This window comes from Sphingobacterium sp. UBA5789 (genome assembly GCF_002418355.1).
In the GTDB taxonomy this organism is placed as follows: Bacteria; Bacteroidota; Bacteroidia; order Sphingobacteriales; family Sphingobacteriaceae; genus Sphingobacterium.
Genome location: NZ_DIDX01000003.1, coordinates 266424 through 284002, shown reverse-complemented (window position 1 = coordinate 284002; position 17579 = coordinate 266424). Strand labels below are relative to the sequence as shown.

Genomic DNA, 17579 nt, shown 5'->3' with positions numbered 1-17579 from the left:
ACAATGAGACATATATTGACACTCCTTACTTTGCTTTGCAGCATCAGCTTCAGCACCTACGCTCAGGAGCTGTTGACGATGGAGGATGCGCTGACAATTACGCTGGAGAATAACTTTGATATCAAAATAGCAAAAAATAATACCCGTATTGATCAGCAAAATTTCAGTTTAGGCAATGCCGGGATTCTGCCACGGGTAACAGGCAATTTTACCCGTACAAATTCCATTCAGAATTCCAGACAGGTAAGGGCTGACGGACAGGTACAGGAGCTGAACAATGCCAAAAATGATAATATGAATTACGGTGTGACATTAAACTGGACTGTTTTTGACGGATTCAAGATGTTTGCCAGATATGATCAGCTCCGTGAAATTCAGAAACAAGGCGAAACCGAGGTGAAGTATGAAATACTGACACAGGTGAGCGAAGTCATTGCGACTTATTATAATCTGGTGCAGCAACAAAAAATGCTAAAAGCACTCGATACGGCTATAGATCTCTCAGAATATCGTCTGACTATGGCGAAAAACAGATTTGAGATCGGGAAAGCAGCTAAACTGGAAGTATTGAATGCTCAGGTGGATCTCAATACGGATAAAACAGCCTTATTACAGCAAAAGGAGCTGTATGCAAATACCAAGACGTATCTTAATCAGTTAATGACCCGCGATCTGAACACTCCTTTTCGTGTAATGGACAGCATTGCGATCAATGATCAGCTAAAATTGGGAGAACTGTTACAGACTGCTGAAAATCAGAATCCGCAAATCCAGCTGGCTCTGATCAATAAACGTATATCAGAATATAATCTGAAACAGATTAAAGGTGAACGTTACCCTATCATCGCGCTCAATAGCGGCTACAATTTTAATGAATCGCACTCTTCTCTGGGATTTGCTACGGAAAATAAAGGAAAGGGATTCAACTATGGTGTAACGGCTTCAGTTAATATTTTCAATGGTTTTCTCCAAAACAGAAATGAAAAAATTGCGAAGATTGAAATTGAAAATTCAGAATTGCAGATCGGACAACAGAAACAAACCATCAGCGCGCAAGTCACCACTCTTTTTCAGACTTACATAACAAATATTGGTCTTGTAGACCTGGAAAAGAAAAATGAAGAACTCGCTAAAGAGAATATGGATATTACGCTGGAAAAATTCAAAATAGGTACCATTACAACATTGGAAGTACGTACAGCGCAATTGAATTATATCAATGCGATGGCCAGAAGCTATACCGCTCAGTATCAGGCAAAATTATCAGAAATCAGGTTAAAGGAACTTTCGGGGAATTCATTTTAGAGTGAACTACAGAAAAAATTACCGTCTGCTATTCTTCAAATTCTACCCACTTCCTTTCCAGATACACAGGGGCAAGTAAAATACCATCCCGATACAGATGTGCTTTTACAAATGCTCCTGCTTCTGCCAGATACTTAATGCTCATCTCCGGCATACTTGCCGAATCATAATAAGCCCCATACACACACTTATAGGGGTTGTCTTTTACATCGTTGGTAAATACAGATATTAAAAACATCTTTTGGGAAGTTGTATCCGGCTTGCTATATCCAAAAACACGGTAATCCGCTCTTATGTTGTTATAGACATGAATCGTGCTGTCTGTTTTCGATATCTCAGCTCTCTGCATGGATTCTTCATCTATTGGTTCGGGATACACTTCTTTTACACGTTTTTCTTTTTCTGTAGTATCCGCCTGACTGGTATTTTGAATGGTATCTGCCAGGTGATTTGCGCTGCTATCCTTAACAGACGGATGGCTTTTAACCGGGTTTCCACAACTCCATAAAGACAGAATCACCGTTATCATAAGGAGTATTTTCATATTTATATTTGGAATAATTGATAATACCATTTAAAACTACAATTTATTAAGGAATAAACTGACAAAGATCATTCCTGATCCATTACCTTCAGAAAAAATTCTGATATTTTGGAGTATCTTTATATCGGTTTTTTTTTGATTTAATCAGTTTGAAAAAAGACCTCCATGCTTAAACCAGATTTAATAATGCAAAAACTTATCTGTCAGACTCCCGGAGAGTTTATATATGCAGAAGCCTCTATGCCGTCATTACCGGCTAACTACACCCTGCTTCGAATGAAAAGACTGGGCATATGCGGAACGGATTATCATGCTTTTGAAGGCACACAGCCGTTTTTCAGTTATCCCAGAATATTAGGACACGAAATTGCTGCAGAGGTTGTGGAAACACAGGATGACAAGGAATTTAAAACGGGAGATCTGGTAACTATCAGTCCCTATTTCTATTGTGGCGAATGTATAGCATGCCGGAGAGGAAAGACGAACTGCTGTGTTAACATCAAGGTTTTTGGTGTCCATATTGATGGTGCTATGCAGGAATATATTGCGGTTCCTACTTCTTCTGTACGGACAGGAAAAGGATTGACAGCGGACGAACTCGCCACAGTAGAACCTCTTGCTATTGGTGCACACGGTGTACGTCTGGCACAGATTGAAAAGGGAGATAATGTATTGATTTTAGGAGCGGGTCCAATCGGATTGGGGACAATTGCTTTTGCTAAAATTGCCGGAGGAAATGTGATTGTGTTAGATGTAAATGATAACCGGTTAAACTTCTGCAGAGAAAAACTAGGCGTAGAGCATACTATCAATCCCCTAAAGATGGATGCATCAGAGCAGATAAAAACCATTACAAAGGGCGATATGGCCACAGTTATTATAGATTGTACCGGTAATCTGAATGCGATCAATACTGGCTTTCAATACCTGGCTCATGGCGGAAAATTTATAATGATAGGACTACAAAAAGGTACTATAGAAGTAGTTCACCCCGAATTTCACAAAAGAGAAGCTGTACTGATGAGTAGCAGAAATGCTCTTCCGGTGGATTTTGATTTTGTTATAAGCTGCATTCGTGACGGACAAATAAAGCCATTGGACTTTATTACTCACCGCGTCGCTTTTGATGAGGTCAAAGAAAAATTCAGGGCTTTATCCGGCAAAGATGCAGATGTCATTAAAGCTCTGATTGTATTTGATTAAGAACAGTTCTGATCTTTAAGGCTGAAAGTTACTATTGCTGCCCATTCTGTAAGGAGCAGCAATAGCATATTATTCAAATGATAAACTCATTTTACTATATCCCAAACCTGTCAGCAAGGGTTTGAAAACTGTGATAGCATTTGTTCGTGTCTGTTGCAGAATATCAGATTTACGCACTTCTTCGGCCACTTCCTGCTCAGCACTTTTATAGGCTTCGTCTACCAGATCTGCTTCTCTGAAAAAGGCCATCTTCGTATCATATACACGGGAAGCTTTGTGGTCTATCTTGATATAGCAAATCTCCGGTTGCGGAAGTTTTATGGATACCGAATCTCCTGTGACTGTGATATCTTCTGTCTTTAGTTTGGTAAGATCGATACAACCAACGGCATCAGCTTTAATAATCAACAACACACTGGCATCGGGCAGAAACGTGGAGACATTTTTATGTTCTACCACATCGCTGAAGCGGTATTTTACCAATTCCAGTTTACCCATTGCTTCTATGCGTTCTATTAATATCTGGTGTTTACTTTCTACAGTGGTCTTGGGACTAAATTTGTCAACAATAAGCCAGCCTAAGAGTCCGACTACTGCAACTATCATTAAAATTTTTAATAATCTAATCATAGTCAGATATAATCAATTTGCAGACCACTTTTTTATATGCCTGACGGTTTGCATTCAGGAAGCCATACGAGAACACACAAAACAAATACAAAAACCTGTCTACAAGAATTTTAAACACAATAAATTGTATTAAAAAAGATACAAATCAACTATTCAGATCATGACAATATGTAAGTAAAAAACGAATAAAAGTCCGTTGGAATTGTCAGTTCAGTTGAACCTGCCGGAATACGATTTTACCCTGTCTGATGAATATCTTCGTACTGATCGCCAATCCCATGGTGCAACTACATCAGGATCTTTCCAGAGTCCTGTTTTATTCTTTTTAGCTTCTCTTTCCAGCCGGGCGTACAGCGGATCTTTGGAGTATCTTTTAAAGTGCCAGGCCATTCCTTGTATGATCATTTGCTGATTGACGATCTGTTTATTGGTATTCACAATAATAGCTATAGCCCTGCCGTAGCGGTCGTATTTTTCTACCTGCACTGTGACGTACTGCCCATAACACAAATCGGATAAGGCTTTTTTTGCGGCATTTCCATACGGTTGCGATTTCTTTAGCTCCGGACTATCAATATGCGACAGCCGTATTTTGACTGGTTGACCTTCGTACAGCACTTCCATACTGTCTCCGTCTATAATACGGATCACTTTGGCACTGAAGGTTTGCCCTTTTAGATTTTTCTGCACTATTTGCCGGATCTGCTTCTGTCCGTACACCGGGCAGAAGCAGGTCAGCAATGTGATCAGCAGGATTAGTCTTCCCAGCCACATAATGTCTTGCCGCTGTCTTTTGCTTTGTCAATCGTAGTCTTGACGATCTTTGAACCGCAGTTGCTCAAGCCTCTGCAATTTTCATTATAATGATATCTTTTGGCAGTCTTGCTGCTGCAGATATAGACTTTATCTTTTGAATTTTCCCGTGTTTCGGAAGCTGATCCGGCATGCGTATCAGATGTACCTTTAGTATCGGCAAAGGCATTGACCGGAATATCTTTATTGGTTTCGGTACGCGGATTGGTACAGGTGATACTGTTAAAGATCAGGAGGAATATGAAGTAGGTTTTCATGGTTGATATTAGAGCAGTGATTAAAAGCATTTTTATTTTATTTCCTTAATTACATATATCAGAAGTTATATACCTAAGAATCTTAGAATTATTTTTTCTGTTTCAGATTTACTAGATGATTTAGGATACAGCTCCCAATGTTTAACATTTGAACATTTCAACCAATCACCCCATATAACTTTCATAATTTCCAAATCTGTTGGATGAACAGAAGCACCAGCATTGGTATCTGATCTGTCATATAGTTCTAAGACAAGAACCTCCAGGTCTTCAAGTAGTGGATTTGTCAAAGGCTGTATTTTATATTTAGGATTTTTCTGAAGAAAACTATCAATACTCGTTTCACCAGTTTGTAGATACTCCTTTCTAAATGTATTTATTTCTTCTCCTGTCAAATCATACGCATTATTATTGAAAACTGTCTCTATATAACCATCTGTAAGAAGAATCAATATATTCCTACGTTTATTCTTAAAAGTAGTATTGCCAATTTTTCCTTCACCTATTTCTTTATTTACAACAAAGTCATCCACACCTTGTTGCATGTATGTCCATATATCAGAACCAAAAGGTTTTTTAATAGCTTGCCCGTGTAGTTTTTTAAATTCATTTACAAATCTTCTTTTATCGTTTTGAAAGTATTTTCGTAGATAAGCTATACGTTCAGCCTGAGTCTTAAATTCTGAAAAATCAATATTCATAAATTTTGTATCGACATTATACGCGTTGATTTGCTTTTTATTTATAAAGCCGATCCTAAATACGTCAAGCTGATTCATGGAACGCTTATGATTTAAAATTTTTGGGTAAATACTTTCAGCAATAATATCAACTATATCTACATCTGAGACAGCTTTGGGATATAGCTTTTGATTTAACCTGTTAGACAAATCAGAAGATATAGTAACATTAAAATGTTCAGTTTTATATTCGTCTTCTGTTCTTTCTCCTTTTTTATTTTCTTCTGACGCTTTTGTATTACAACTTAAAATCAAGATAAGGATGGGTATTAATCGGATATGTTTCATTATTTAATTTTTACTCTTGTATCTAATGAATTTCTATTAATCTTATTGTTTTCCCAGTTTAATGCTACTTCTGTTGCAAAAGCAGATTTTTCACTCGCTTTTATTATAGAGTATTCCTGATGCAGGAAATCATTCCATCCTTCTAAAAAGATGTTGATTCTATCTTTTAGCGCGTCTAGAGAAACTGGGATATTATCATTCTCTACGTGACTTTTGTAGATATCAGTTGTTATTTCGATAACTTGCAATTTATTGTCTAGATCATTTTTTCTATGCTCAAGCGCAATTATCTTTTTCATCGGTAAGTTTTCTAATTCTGCTTCGCTAATTTTAATCTGAGATTTTTTATAGATAGCTTCTTGTATTTTTAATTCGATATCAGAATTAATCAATAAGATTTCATTTTCAATTTTTGCAATATCATTTTTCAGATTTTGAATATTTATCTTATTTCGTTGCTCTGCTATATCAGGATTACGATCATCTGCCATTTTATGAAGCTTTTCAAAGCAAAACTTAAAAAGTAATATGCCGAATGCACCTAATATAAATACCAAATAAAAGTTAGTATCCGTCCACAGATCACTCCATACCCAAGGCTTAGGATTAATTTCTGTTTGGGACTTTATATCATGAATTGATTGTGCTATTTTAATAGCAATAAAGCTATCAACCAATATTAACCCTAGTCCATATGTTAGAATTTTTGCCCAAATTTTACTGGTCATTATTCTTTCCAAACTGGCAAATATTAATGGAATAAATACAAAGAGACACACAAATAAAAATGCCATGCTGCCGTGATCCCACGCCTTATTAAACGCATCAGGATTAAACACTTGCGGACTGACTGACTCGCTGGAACTTTTTAAAGCTTTTATTGCATCCTCTTCACTATAAAGTAGGATATAGGCTGCAGACGCATAAAATACGATCAGATATATGAACAATGCAACAGCGAATATACTTGTAGTGATGAGTTCAAACCATTTAACCCCCGGTTTAACAAAGGCATTTAAGGATTCCCTGATGTGAGCTTCTAGTACGGAATTTTTTTGATTTAGTGGTCTGAGTTTATTATCCTTTAAATCACTTACAGCAGATTCATTAATTAGAATTTCTGCTTTGAGATTCACAAGTTTATTACTTAAAGTCTCTTTTGTAACCTCCACTTCTGTTTCTATAGTTACAATCTGTGTATCATACCGTTCTTTTAGCTGACTTACAGATTTAACTTTTTGCTCATCAATTTTAGACAATAATCTACGTTTTTTGTCTTCAATAACATCTATATCGTTTATAAAGCCATTGTAAAGCGTATCTAAAGCTTTATCAAGGATATTATGATCTCCGTTATTCGCTAAAGAGCGGTCAAATCCCTGCTTTCTTAAACTTTCACGATTGAATGAGCTAACCTCAGCCGCGATCATAGCATTCAGAATTTTTTCGTATTCTGATTTTACATTCAGATCTTCTCCTAGCTTCTTTACTTCTTTATCCAATACCTGGGGAGGAGAATCTTCAATCGGTGGCAGACCCGCTTGAATCGCTATTGCTTTCTCTTTTAAATTATTAAAATTTGTAATTAAGCTTTCTACTGTTTCATTATGATCTGTTGCAATAATGCTTTCATGATTATTCTTTCTTGCATTAACAGACCAGTTATAAGAGCCGTGTAATACGATTCTTCTATCAATGATACAGTACTTCTGATTCATTGTTCCGTAACCTGAATTTTTAATTTTGGTGACTGTAGCCCCCTTTGTTGTCAATAGTGAAAAGTCCAGTTTTTCATTTTCCTGATTATCTGCAATTATTAATTCGACATTTACGCCATCTGATAGTCTTGACAATAAAATATCAAAAAGTTCATCATCTGTAAACCAAGCAGCTGCAATTAGAATTTCAGATTTTGCACGAGTAAGTTCAGATACTATTCGTATAAATATCTCTTTATTATTGTTCAATACTTGTTGATCAAGTGGTGGTGTTGTGGAGATCATTAGTTTTGATTTAGGATTGAATAAATTGTAATCATAATAATAGGACTATTAGTAATTATCCACTGTGAGGTGTAACTCAGACCGGTGATTATAGATTTCATCCAGATCAGTCAGTAACACTTTTTCTCCGGCATCTTTTCCGTTATGGAATAGCTCTAAGTATTTGTTTGAAGTGTTAAAATGAAATCTACAGATTGGCTTACGGTTATTGTTATCCAACAAGACGCCGAAATAAGACTGGGTATCACGGTGCGCAATTCTTTCGGAAGATATCTTCTCCCGAAGAATAGCTTTTACAATCTGGAAAGCTTCCATTTCTTCGTCCGTAGTAACAACCTTTTCACTGTCTTTATTTTCATCAATGGAAATGGGATTACTGTTGTCCTGTTTCTCGATTTTCTCATTGATATGCAAGGCAGACTTTAACCGGTCGCTGATGGATTCGTTGATAGAAACTGTCAACGCCTTTTTAGTATACTCCTTAAATACCGTCATACGGCTTGCCGTTAATGATTTGTCAAAAAAACGATTGACCAATAGCTTGACCATTTCATCGGACGGATTCTCAATTTCCTTTTCAAATTCTTTTCGAATAGCTTTGATGTATTTTAAGGCTTCTGCCGAATCCAGAATATTTTCGAGATTGTACTGATTCTTAGCAAAGCTTTCCAGAATTTTGATAGAACTGTCTTTCAGATCTTCGATATCAATGGTTAGAAAGGGTTTTTCATCCATAATATTCGGCTTCTCCAGATCGGTATAAAAATTATACTTCAATCCATTGGTTAACACTCCAAATCGGGATTTGGAAACATGGTAGTAGCGATGCAACTGTGAGTTGTGGGCATCCGCACTTTCTTTCCAATGCTTGCATTCTATGATGAGAATAGGCTCATCATTATTTCGGATTACATAATCTACTTTTTCACCTTTTTTGGTTCCGATATCACAGATAAACTCCGGTATTACTTCGGTAGGATTAAAGATATCATACCCCAATAGTTGAATAAAGGGTAATACAAAAGCATTCTTTGTAGCTTCTTCGGTATTGATCTGATCCTTCAGACCATTGACCCGTTGGTGCAGTTGCTCCAGTTTGAGTTTAAGTTCCATATTCATCAGGTTAGATCGATTCGTCTATTATTTCGGCAGCTGGTGCATTTGTTTTCACGGATTCGATTCCATTGTCACGCCCGGCATTGTTGGCGTACATCTGACTGGTGCCTATAATCTCTCCGTTTCCGGCTTTGAGATTGAAATAGTATTTTCCGTTTTTAGCTTCTTTTCTGTCGTAACGATTGTCCAAAGGAGCATTGGTCTTTACAGATGCTATCCCATTCTGACAGGATGCTTTTGTCGTATAGCCTTCACTGGTGAGAATGACCTGACCGTTTACCGCTTCAAGGTTAAACTGGTATTCTCCGTTGCTTCTTTTTTTTAGTATAAATTTTCCCATTTTTGATTTTTTTAATTATTTAACTCCTCAAAAGTAGAAAGGGTGAAGGGGCTTTATTTACGGGAACCCGTAAAGCATAGAAGTATTTTAAAAATTTCTGACAGAGAGTTTTATAACTATAAAAAGCAGACTATCCTTAAAAAGGGAAGGGAATAGAAACTATTCCCTTATATCCCCAAAACATCACAAAAAAAACAGTAGAAGACTGATAATAAAAACTTTACAGCACAGCAAAAAAGTTTAGCTAAAGCAACAGAAACCCCCGCTATTCCTTTTATCCGGAACAGATCTGTACTTGAAAATATAGTTATGATTTAGATCAGGAACTTATATAATCCCGATGTCTTTACAAAAAGCGATGAGTTGCTCATTCTTTGTAAAGTCTAGAGATTCTTTAATATGATTAAGACGTTTCTCCACGCTGCTCAGTCCGGAAGGTTTAATATTCCGTTGCTGCAGATGGAAGGGTATATCTTTTTGCATAACTCCCTGAGAGAGCAGGGAAATAATTGTGATATCAAAATCAGCAAATTCGTAAGAATTTCGTTCTTTAACGATTGGCTTTAGATTAGGAGAACGGTATTTCCGGTTCTGATAGATGGCATTAATAGCTTCTTTCAGAAACTGAGCATCATTACGTGCCTTTCTGACATAGGCATCAATATTCAAATCTTCAAAAAGAGTATCGATTATCTGAGCCTTATCTTCTGCAGAAAATACGATGATTTTTAATGTTGGTTGTTCCTGTCTGACAGCTTTGATAAGATCATCACCATTAGGGAGCCGTTGCCGATATTGATCTTCCTCAAAAGAAAGATCAGTTATGAGCAAATCATATGGATGATCTGCTTTCAAAGCTTTTTCTATGCGGGTCAGGGCGTCATCACAGTAATACACATAGTCTGTATGTTGTATTCCTAGATCAGCCAGTGTTTTCCGTACTGAAATATTGGCACTTTCATGGTCCTCTGCAATTAATACTTTTCTAAACATCCTTTGTCAATTTAAGATACAGGAAAGGAAAACTGTATTTTCAATCCTCTTTCCGTTTGAGTTTCAAAGTTAATTGCTCCCTGAATATTCTCAATACGGGTTCCCGTATTTTTCAAACCATTCTTAAATTGGAGAGTATCTTTTATGCCTATTCCATTGTCAGAATAAGAGATCTGGATTCGATTATCATTCCTTTCGAATTTCACAGCAACATTACTGGCTCTACTGTGTTTTTTCATATTCACCATGAATTCCTGGAGAATATGTTCTACTTCATACTTAACCTTCGCATCCACTTTCTTCCACAGTTCCTCCGTATTTCCGATCAATACAACCTTGACTTGATCTGTAGCAAAAGATCTTAACAGAGCAGCTATTTTTTCATGGAAATTCTGGTGTTCAAATTCAATTTTTTCATAGGATATGTCTCTGGATTTTTCATACATATCTTCCAGTTTATCCAGTACATTCTCCCGGTTTAAATCTTCCTGATTCTCGATCTCGGTCATCACCCGATACAATCCGTTCGCTACTACATCGTGTACCTTTTTTGAAGTTCGCAACTGATTCTCCCGGATCGCAGTTTCAGCTTTCAACTCCAGACGTTGCTTTCGTTTTCTATACAAGATTATGACTATAATTGCCCCTGATAAAGTCACAAAAATTAGACTGACAAGCTGGAATCCTTTCTTGGTATTATCCTGTTGCAGTTTCAGGTTATCTGCCTTATGTTTTTCAGTTTCGTACCGTATTAATGCAAACTGATTTTTTGCTGCATTGCGGGCTGTCTGTACACTATCATCTAGTGTCTGATAGATTTCAAAATAATGTTTTGATATAGTGGACGGACTGAGCTTAATCAGTTTTTGCAAGGCTTCCAATTGATCATTAGCACTTTTTATTTCCTTAGCTACGGTATACATACGGTTTGCAAAGAACAGAGCAGAGTCAGGAATCCTTTTATGATAATAATCAGAAAGATGTGCATAGCTTGAATTCTGTCCCCAAAGATCTTTTTCTTCCACACGGATAGCTAACGCTTTAAAAAGTTCAGGTCTGGCATCATAATTTGAATTTTGAAGCCATTTTGTATAGGAAATATTAGTTAGTGCACGAGCATATTCAACTTTATTTTTACTTGCTCCTGCCAGAATATGCTGATACAATTTTAATGACTCTGTATAGTTACCAATTTCCTGATAAATCTTCGCCATATTGTTCAGATAAACACGTGTATTCAAAGAATCTTCTGAAAATTTAACCGCCAATTCATAAAACCTTAAAGAGTTACTATAGTCTTTTAGATTATATGTGGCAATTCCAAGATTATTATAGTTAGAGCCGAGATAATATTGGTGTTTTTTTATATTTTCATTTAAATATTTGATTGCCTCTAAGGATGTTTCTTGTCCACCAAAAAAGTCACCTTGCTCTGTTAGCGTGATTGCATTATTTATCAAACATTTACCCGCTCCCAAACTGTCATTTACAGCCAAGAATAGTTCTTTTGCTTTATCAAAATAAATAAAAGCACTGTCTAGTTTGTTTATTTCAACAAATTCAAATGCTTTATCAAAATAAGGGTTAACAACCACTTTCTCGTCATCATCTGCTTCTTTGCTACAGGATAAAAAAGATATAAACAACAAGTATAAAAAAAGAGGTCTCAAGACAAGTATAATTTCCTCTAAATTACAAAAAAATAAACCAAAGAGTATATCCCTTTGGTTTATTTGTGTTGCGTGAAGTATTCTTCTATAGCACACTCTTGTCTTCAAAGTAATATCAGAAATCTGATATTCTAAATCTAATTAAGAAAATGTTCTAAAGGAAGTAGGGCGGTCACCCCTGCCCTACTTTTCTATTCTTATTTAGGACGAACCTGCCCTGTGTCTCCGCCAGTATCTCCGTCATCCGGATCATCTACACTGTTATAGGTTGTCGCTGTACCGTTATTATTGTGAGTTGTAGGTGTGCCTGAAGGAGATATAAGTCCTAATAATAAAGCAATAAAAAATGATAACATAAGTCAAAAATTTTAAAAGTGAAATACTCTGTAGTTCACCGCGAAACCGATCGCGGCGATTGCTACACGTTGTAAATCAGAAGGCCTTCTGAAATTTTTGGGAAGTGGGTGAGATTCAAACACGGAAGCGGGTAACTGCTTCCCAAACCGGCTACTAACCTCCGTGTTATCTTCTCTTTTTTGAAATCAGTTTTGTATCTTTATTCAGCTATTGAATCAAAGCTTGATCTGATTGCTGAAACAAAATTATTGACGTAAACACCTAAAAACTAAATAATTCCGTCGATTACGACGATTCATAAGAAATTCCGGAAAACCGTAAAAATTCCGGAAATTCCGGTGTACTTTTATTCCTAAATTTTTGAAATGATGTCTGCTAATTATACATTCGCTAATTATCAAGAGGTTGTTATCTCTATTTATGAAGAGAAAAAAAACAACGGCAGTTTACCTTTAGGTCTGTTAGAACTAACTCCGGGTAAATTGCGCGACGAATGCATCATGATTTGTCATGAGAGACCTGATGATAAGGATCTACCTATGCTACGTTCTTTTTTGGGTGCTGCTGAAAATATGGCGGCATATATCAGAATACTAGAAGAAAAAAAGAAAATTGATAAATTCAGACCACTCATTAATTTCTTAAATAAGAGAACTGACTATACGAACCGTTACAACATTGAACTCCTCGCCTGGATAATTGATTTCACCCCCAGACCTTACAGTAAGTGGGAAATAGAAAGCAGATCAAATAACCGTGAGAATACTACAGATAGAACTGAAACTCCAATCGATTCAATACTTCTGGAATTAACCCCTTCAAATCAAAATGAAAGCGAAAGGATTTCAGATAATAATGAAATAGAAGATTCCGAAGAAAAAACAAATTATCAGTCTGAAATAGATCCTACAAAAGAAGAAAATGAACAGGTCCCTGACACTATAGCAACATCTTCTTCATCAAACATTCCGAAAACAACTTTCTTTACTCCTCCTAAGAAAACATGGTTTAAACGAAATATTAAGCAAACAGCATTGAGTCTTGTGGCAGCAACAACATTATGTGGAGGTACATATATAGTCGCATACAATGGAAGTCAGGGTTGCATGTACTGGACGGGTGACCATTACAAATCCATTCCCTGTCAGGAAAAAGTGGAGGGTGCAACAGTATTGGCTTTAGATTCCGCAAAACTGCTCAACTTTAAAAAAATAAATGTTCCCGATACCTTGACAATAAGTTCCCTGAACAATCTCTGGTATACTAAAATAACCGTGGATAGTGCAGAGTTCTATACGAGCAGTGGATTTCACCCGCTGTTTCCGGAGAAAAGATTAAAACCGGTAACTCTATATATTCTGAATAAATATGTGCTGAATAAATAAACAGGGTAAGAAAAAAAAGGGTAGTCCAAACAGATTCCCTCTTATTTTTAAGGAGAACCTGTTCCGACATGTCGGAAGGGTTAGGGTGAGGTTTTGCAGTTTTATAATTAACCTCTCTGCCCTTCGGGCATCTCTCCTTTAGAAGGAGAGAAAAATTATAACAAGGTCATTACAATAAAAATGGGGCTATCCAAAAAGTGGATAGCCCCATTTTTATACGTACACCCCTACAGCATCATTTCAGATATGAAATTCTCAAAGGGTTTGACTTGACTTTTTATACACCCTCTTTTATTATTTGATAAACTGATTGTTATTCTATACCAGTTGCAGTTTCATCATAATATCGGTTTGTTCCTCATCGCCTAATCTGAAGATATGTTTATCAAATTCCACAAAACCATTTTTCTTATAGAATCGTATTGCCCGTGGATTTTCCTCCCATACTCCTAACCAGACATAAGAAGCATTATTTTCCTGTGCAACTTGTATCGCTTTATCGTATAGCAGCTGACCGACTTTCTGACCATGGAATTCCTTCAATACGTAGATCCGCTCAATTTCGATCCCCTTATCATCTTTAAGCTCTGTTTGAGATTGTCCCCAGTTCAGCTTCAGATAACCGATCACTTCACTATTGAGCACAGCAAAATAGAATGCAGAATCCGGATCCTGCAGTTCAGCGCTCAGCTTATCCAATGCGAATCCTTCATCCAGATATTTAAGCATATTTTCTTCTGAATTCTCTGTAGAAAAAGTTTCCGAGAAAGTCCGCTTACCAATCTGTTGCAATTGGTCTATATCACTAAGCGTAACTTTATTTATAATAATATTTCCCATACTGTTTTGAGCTTTTACTGTGCAAAGATACCGTATTGTAACTGGTTCAGACGAGAACAGTCTGTCAATTTAATGTTTTAGTAATAAGTCAACTACAGTACCGATAATAAGAATGGCCACAGAAAATGAAACCGTACCCAAAACATAGGCAAAAAAAGCTTTCACATAATTAACAGCCTTTTTGCCATCAAAGAAGTTACCAATTCCCCATGTGGTATATATTAACGCTACCACTGAAGCGATCGGTAAAAGAGCCAGATGAGTGGTTCCTTCCAATAGTGCAAATAGTGCGCACAATAACATTTCGATCCCAATTACAAAACATAAAAGGATGACTATCTCATAAAAATTGACATCATGTTTTCTGAAAAACAATCTTACCCATGCTGCTATGAAGATACCCATAATTAAATTCGCATAACCATAATGCCCCTGTACCCATTGATTTAGATAGTTAACAGCAGATGCCTTTTGCGCTTCCTCAATATTTATATAACCTTCTTCAATATGAAAAAAATGGGCTGTCAGCGAATAGATGAGTGAAGTGACGACAATAAAAATGATCGGCTTAACAAGTCTGTTTCTGTTTTCTGAGATGAATTCACGAACACTTGCTCCGGGATGAAGCAGTAATGCCTTTATCGTATAAAGAATTCCCTTTTCAAAATGTAAGACGTGTTCAATTTCGTGTTTAATATAATGACCGTTTATCCGTTCCAATTTCACTTTTTGCCCACAGTCTGAACAATAATTACCGGCAATAAGCGCATTGCAATTACTACAGTTTTCAGCCATTTAGTTTTAGATTTAGCATTAATAATGATTTCAATTCTTTTCAAGGCAAAGTTAATTATTGTCCTAATAAAAATGTGAAATACCAAAAGAAAATTGTCTGCTTTTCTAAAATTCTTAATGCTTAGGATTACTATGATATTCTTCGTCAGATAGTACAATGGTCTGGTATGATCTGCAATGAAATTGTATACAGATTACGGATTGTACTACCAATATTACCTGTAAGGGTTTGTCAATTGGTATTCTTATCTTGTAAAATATACTTTTGTATAGATAAATGAAAGCCATGGAAGATATCATTAATTTTCGTAACATCCATGAATACAACGTATTCAATAACAATGAGACGTTGCATCCGTTGGTAAGTATTGTTGATCTTGATAAAGCTGAGCCACGTCAGCTTAGAAGATTGCAATATGATTTCTATACTGTATTCTTTAAAAAAATACATTGCGGAGACCTGCGTTATGGTCTGAATAATTATGATTACGAAGAAGGTACTTTGATCTTTTTGGCTCCCGGTCAGGTAATAGGTGAAAACGGAGATACCTATTATCAACCTCAGGGCACAGCTCTGGTATTTCATCCGGACTTACTTCTAGGTACCTCCCTTGGAAAAAATATACGGGACTATACTTTTTTTTCCTATGCGGTAAATGAAGCTTTGCACCTGTCTGAACAGGAGCGAAAGATTATTCTTGATTGTTTTGAAAAAATCCGATACGAACTGAAACATAGTATCGATAAGCATACCAGACAATTGATTGTTTCCAATATTGAATTGTTTTTGAATTACTGTGAAAGGTTCTATGACAGGCAATTTATTACAAGAGATAATGTAAATAAAGGTGTCCTAGAAAGATTTGAAGAATCGCTGAACAGTTATTTCGCTTCTGAAAAACCTTACAGTGTAGGCTTACCTTCTGTAGCATATTTTGCAGACGAACTGAATCTGTCGTCTAATTATTTTGGAGACCTTATAAAAAAGGAAACGGGAAAATCCGCTCAGGAATATATTCAGAATAAAATTATTGATATTGCGAAGGATAAAATATTCGACAGCAATAAAACCATCAGTGAAATTGCTTATGAATTAGGCTTCAGATATCCTCAGCATTTCAGCAGATTATTTAAACAAAGGGTTGGGTATACGCCAAATGAATACAGAAGCTTAAATTAAACAAATCATAAAAAATTATCTATTGCCATCCCGTCACCGCAAGTATCAACTATTATTGCAAAATTAGAAGTTGAAACAGCCCGCAACCGCCCGTCGGAATACTCAAATTTGTAGAAAGGATTTGATGTTGTACTGTAGAGAGACCAAACTATATTTCCATCTCTATCCAACTTGGCTATAAAACCTTCATTTCCCATCTCCCCTTCGCCACAAACAAAATTATGTGCGCTGTCTATTGTAATCTGATCATTGATCTGGCAAACGGACCAGATGTCATTGTCATATTTTTCAATGATTTCATTTAAGGAAGTTATTCCTGAAACATTATAATGGTATTCCTTTCCGAAAGTATTGCTTATTTCCGGGTTTTCATTCCAGGAGATATCAATTAACTTCATACTTCCATCTGAAAAAACTATTGAATCTATCCCTACCAGTTCAGACAGAAGCCAATGTTCCTGTATTGTATTATACATTACCTTATCTTTCATACCTATTAAAATTAAAAGATTCAGATGAAACTCGGCAATTAAAATCCTGATTGCATTAAAATGATTATGGGCAATCCCACTGTAAAAGAGTCTCAACTAATAGATTCCAAAACTTTGCAAATGAAGGAAAGTCCAGAGAATCACTCGCTCAATATACCTCATAAAACCAGACAATGATAGCGACTTCCCAAAAGTAACAGTCTATGAAATATGGTGAAAACGAATATTTCTCAGAAATCTGCAAAAATATACCAGTACCAGTCGAATATGTATTGTCCCAAAAGACCTTTCACTTAATGACTAATTTTAAAATGTGCAAACGTTGTGCACATCATTTACTAATCTTTAAATTTTTTAAAAAAATGAAAAAATTAAATGGAATGAAGAGCTTCTCTTCTTTAGAAAACAAAAAATTAGATGTTGAAAACCAGGAAGGTGTTGCCGGAGGTCGTGCTCAGGAACGTTTCTCCGAAGTCACTTCTAATTTCTTAAATGCTGACGGTGCGCGGGATTATGACATGTACGTTGGTGGCCGGTTTGTGGGCCGTGGATGGGATACATCAAACTGTGAAATTTCTCATTACTAATTAATCTTAACATGTACACATGGGGTGTACATTATTCACTAA

At 36.2% G+C, this 17579-nt stretch carries 19 protein-coding genes; 5 read left to right on the top strand and 14 right to left on the bottom strand.

Annotated features, from left to right (window positions below; translation table 11 throughout):
- Positions 1 to 3: 3 nt before the first annotated feature.
- The gene (locus B4B65_RS07590) at positions 4 to 1305 is read left to right on the top strand and encodes a TolC family protein (protein ID WP_201680274.1); all 1302 of its coding nucleotides are present in this window, start codon (positions 4 to 6) and stop codon (positions 1303 to 1305) included.
- Positions 1306 to 1333: 28 nt separating this feature from the next.
- Here B4B65_RS07590 and B4B65_RS07585 read toward each other — a convergent pair whose 3' ends face one another.
- Positions 1334 to 1849: a hypothetical protein gene (locus B4B65_RS07585; protein ID WP_236582264.1), complete on the bottom strand. Its 516-nt coding sequence runs from the start codon at positions 1847 to 1849 to the stop codon at positions 1334 to 1336.
- A 186-nt stretch (positions 1850 to 2035) separates the two neighbouring features.
- On the opposite strand from B4B65_RS07585, the gene B4B65_RS07580 reads away from it, so the two are divergent.
- Complete coding sequence (locus B4B65_RS07580) at positions 2036 to 3052, top strand: zinc-binding alcohol dehydrogenase family protein (RefSeq protein ID WP_293914799.1); 1017 nt, start codon at positions 2036 to 2038, stop codon at positions 3050 to 3052.
- A 69-nt stretch (positions 3053 to 3121) separates the two neighbouring features.
- On the opposite strand, the gene B4B65_RS07575 is transcribed toward B4B65_RS07580, so the two are convergent.
- The 10 genes from B4B65_RS07575 to B4B65_RS07530 form a co-directional block, all read right to left on the bottom strand.
- Positions 3122 to 3682 (bottom strand): DUF4230 domain-containing protein, encoded by a 561-nt coding sequence (locus B4B65_RS07575; protein WP_293914795.1) that lies wholly within the window; start codon positions 3680 to 3682, stop codon positions 3122 to 3124.
- Positions 3683 to 3892: 210 nt separating this feature from the next.
- Complete coding sequence (locus B4B65_RS07570; protein WP_293914793.1) at positions 3893 to 4456, bottom strand: thermonuclease family protein; 564 nt, start codon at positions 4454 to 4456, stop codon at positions 3893 to 3895.
- A complete protein-coding gene (locus B4B65_RS07565) occupies positions 4438 to 4752 on the bottom strand; it encodes a hypothetical protein (protein WP_293914791.1) in 315 nt (104 codons plus the stop codon). Before B4B65_RS07565 ends, B4B65_RS07570 begins: the two co-directional genes overlap by 19 nt.
- Before the next feature lie 65 nt (positions 4753 to 4817).
- Entirely contained in the window at positions 4818 to 5780 is a 963-nt protein-coding gene (locus B4B65_RS07560; protein WP_293914789.1) for a hypothetical protein, read from the bottom strand.
- Positions 5780 to 7783 carry a phospholipase D-like domain-containing protein gene (locus B4B65_RS07555; protein ID WP_293914787.1) on the bottom strand — a complete coding sequence of 668 codons (2004 nt, stop codon included), beginning with the start codon at positions 7781 to 7783 and terminating at the stop codon, positions 5780 to 5782. Before B4B65_RS07555 ends, B4B65_RS07560 begins: the two co-directional genes overlap by 1 nt.
- A 48-nt stretch (positions 7784 to 7831) precedes the next feature.
- Entirely contained in the window at positions 7832 to 8896 is a 1065-nt protein-coding gene (locus tag B4B65_RS07550) for a type I restriction endonuclease (RefSeq protein WP_201680282.1), read from the bottom strand.
- Positions 8897 to 8906: 10 nt separating this feature from the next.
- Positions 8907 to 9239 (bottom strand): YegP family protein, encoded by a 333-nt coding sequence (locus tag B4B65_RS07545; protein ID WP_293914783.1) that lies wholly within the window; start codon positions 9237 to 9239, stop codon positions 8907 to 8909.
- A 327-nt stretch (positions 9240 to 9566) separates the two neighbouring features.
- Positions 9567 to 10232 (bottom strand): response regulator, encoded by a 666-nt coding sequence (locus B4B65_RS07540; RefSeq protein WP_293914781.1) that lies wholly within the window; start codon positions 10230 to 10232, stop codon positions 9567 to 9569.
- Between the two features lie 11 nt (positions 10233 to 10243).
- Positions 10244 to 11881, bottom strand: a complete 1638-nt coding sequence (locus B4B65_RS07535; protein ID WP_293914779.1) for a tetratricopeptide repeat-containing sensor histidine kinase — start codon at positions 11879 to 11881, stop codon at positions 10244 to 10246.
- A 218-nt stretch (positions 11882 to 12099) separates the two neighbouring features.
- A complete protein-coding gene (locus B4B65_RS07530) occupies positions 12100 to 12258 on the bottom strand; it encodes a hypothetical protein (RefSeq protein WP_002993045.1) in 159 nt (52 codons plus the stop codon).
- Between the two features lie 369 nt (positions 12259 to 12627).
- Between B4B65_RS07530 and B4B65_RS07525 the strand changes: the two genes are divergently transcribed.
- A complete protein-coding gene (locus B4B65_RS07525; RefSeq protein ID WP_293914776.1) occupies positions 12628 to 13644 on the top strand; it encodes a hypothetical protein in 1017 nt (338 codons plus the stop codon).
- Between the two features lie 318 nt (positions 13645 to 13962).
- On the opposite strand, the gene B4B65_RS07520 is transcribed toward B4B65_RS07525, so the two are convergent.
- Both B4B65_RS07520 and B4B65_RS07515 read right to left on the bottom strand, forming a co-directional pair.
- Positions 13963 to 14484 (bottom strand): GNAT family N-acetyltransferase, encoded by a 522-nt coding sequence (locus tag B4B65_RS07520; RefSeq protein WP_293914774.1) that lies wholly within the window; start codon positions 14482 to 14484, stop codon positions 13963 to 13965.
- A gap of 69 nt (positions 14485 to 14553) precedes the next feature.
- The gene (locus tag B4B65_RS07515) at positions 14554 to 15279 is read right to left on the bottom strand and encodes a DUF3667 domain-containing protein (RefSeq protein ID WP_293914772.1); all 726 of its coding nucleotides are present in this window, start codon (positions 15277 to 15279) and stop codon (positions 14554 to 14556) included.
- A gap of 286 nt (positions 15280 to 15565) precedes the next feature.
- Between B4B65_RS07515 and B4B65_RS07510 the strand changes: the two genes are divergently transcribed.
- Complete coding sequence (locus B4B65_RS07510; RefSeq protein WP_293914770.1) at positions 15566 to 16459, top strand: helix-turn-helix domain-containing protein; 894 nt, start codon at positions 15566 to 15568, stop codon at positions 16457 to 16459.
- Between the two features lie 5 nt (positions 16460 to 16464).
- Here the strand turns inward: B4B65_RS07510 and B4B65_RS07505 are convergent, their stop codons facing one another.
- On the bottom strand, positions 16465 to 16950 hold the full coding sequence (locus B4B65_RS07505; RefSeq protein WP_293914768.1) for a hypothetical protein: 486 nt from the start codon (positions 16948 to 16950) through the stop codon (positions 16465 to 16467).
- 311 nt (positions 16951 to 17261) lie between these two features.
- On the opposite strand from B4B65_RS07505, the gene B4B65_RS07500 reads away from it, so the two are divergent.
- Positions 17262 to 17537, top strand: coding sequence for a TIGR04139 family peptide modification target (locus tag B4B65_RS07500; protein WP_349681231.1), 276 nt, complete (start codon positions 17262 to 17264; stop codon positions 17535 to 17537).
- Positions 17538 to 17579: the final 42 nt, after the last annotated feature.

What these genes read in the sequence shown, in the direction of transcription:
- B4B65_RS07590 (WP_201680274.1), top strand. Translation starts at nt 4, where the DNA reads ATGAGACATATATTGACACTCCTTACTTTGCTTTGCAGCATCAGCTTC.
- B4B65_RS07585 (WP_236582264.1), bottom strand. Translation starts at nt 1,849, where the DNA reads ATGAAAATACTCCTTATGATAACGGTGATTCTGTCTTTATGGAGTTGT.
- B4B65_RS07580 (WP_293914799.1), top strand. Translation starts at nt 2,036, where the DNA reads ATGCAAAAACTTATCTGTCAGACTCCCGGAGAGTTTATATATGCAGAA.
- B4B65_RS07575 (WP_293914795.1), bottom strand. Translation starts at nt 3,682, where the DNA reads ATGATTAGATTATTAAAAATTTTAATGATAGTTGCAGTAGTCGGACTC.
- B4B65_RS07570 (WP_293914793.1), bottom strand. Translation starts at nt 4,456, where the DNA reads ATGTGGCTGGGAAGACTAATCCTGCTGATCACATTGCTGACCTGCTTC.
- B4B65_RS07565 (WP_293914791.1), bottom strand. Translation starts at nt 4,752, where the DNA reads ATGAAAACCTACTTCATATTCCTCCTGATCTTTAACAGTATCACCTGT.
- B4B65_RS07560 (WP_293914789.1), bottom strand. Translation starts at nt 5,780, where the DNA reads ATGAAACATATCCGATTAATACCCATCCTTATCTTGATTTTAAGTTGT.
- B4B65_RS07555 (WP_293914787.1), bottom strand. Translation starts at nt 7,783, where the DNA reads ATGATCTCCACAACACCACCACTTGATCAACAAGTATTGAACAATAAT.
- B4B65_RS07550 (WP_201680282.1), bottom strand. Translation starts at nt 8,896, where the DNA reads ATGGAACTTAAACTCAAACTGGAGCAACTGCACCAACGGGTCAATGGT.
- B4B65_RS07545 (WP_293914783.1), bottom strand. Translation starts at nt 9,239, where the DNA reads ATGGGAAAATTTATACTAAAAAAAAGAAGCAACGGAGAATACCAGTTT.
- B4B65_RS07540 (WP_293914781.1), bottom strand. Translation starts at nt 10,232, where the DNA reads ATGTTTAGAAAAGTATTAATTGCAGAGGACCATGAAAGTGCCAATATT.
- B4B65_RS07530 (WP_002993045.1), bottom strand. Translation starts at nt 12,258, where the DNA reads ATGTTATCATTTTTTATTGCTTTATTATTAGGACTTATATCTCCTTCA.
- B4B65_RS07525 (WP_293914776.1), top strand. Translation starts at nt 12,628, where the DNA reads ATGTCTGCTAATTATACATTCGCTAATTATCAAGAGGTTGTTATCTCT.
- B4B65_RS07520 (WP_293914774.1), bottom strand. Translation starts at nt 14,484, where the DNA reads ATGGGAAATATTATTATAAATAAAGTTACGCTTAGTGATATAGACCAA.
- B4B65_RS07515 (WP_293914772.1), bottom strand. Translation starts at nt 15,279, where the DNA reads ATGGCTGAAAACTGTAGTAATTGCAATGCGCTTATTGCCGGTAATTAT.
- B4B65_RS07510 (WP_293914770.1), top strand. Translation starts at nt 15,566, where the DNA reads ATGGAAGATATCATTAATTTTCGTAACATCCATGAATACAACGTATTC.
- B4B65_RS07505 (WP_293914768.1), bottom strand. Translation starts at nt 16,950, where the DNA reads ATGAAAGATAAGGTAATGTATAATACAATACAGGAACATTGGCTTCTG.
- B4B65_RS07500 (WP_349681231.1), top strand. Translation starts at nt 17,262, where the DNA reads ATGTGCAAACGTTGTGCACATCATTTACTAATCTTTAAATTTTTTAAA.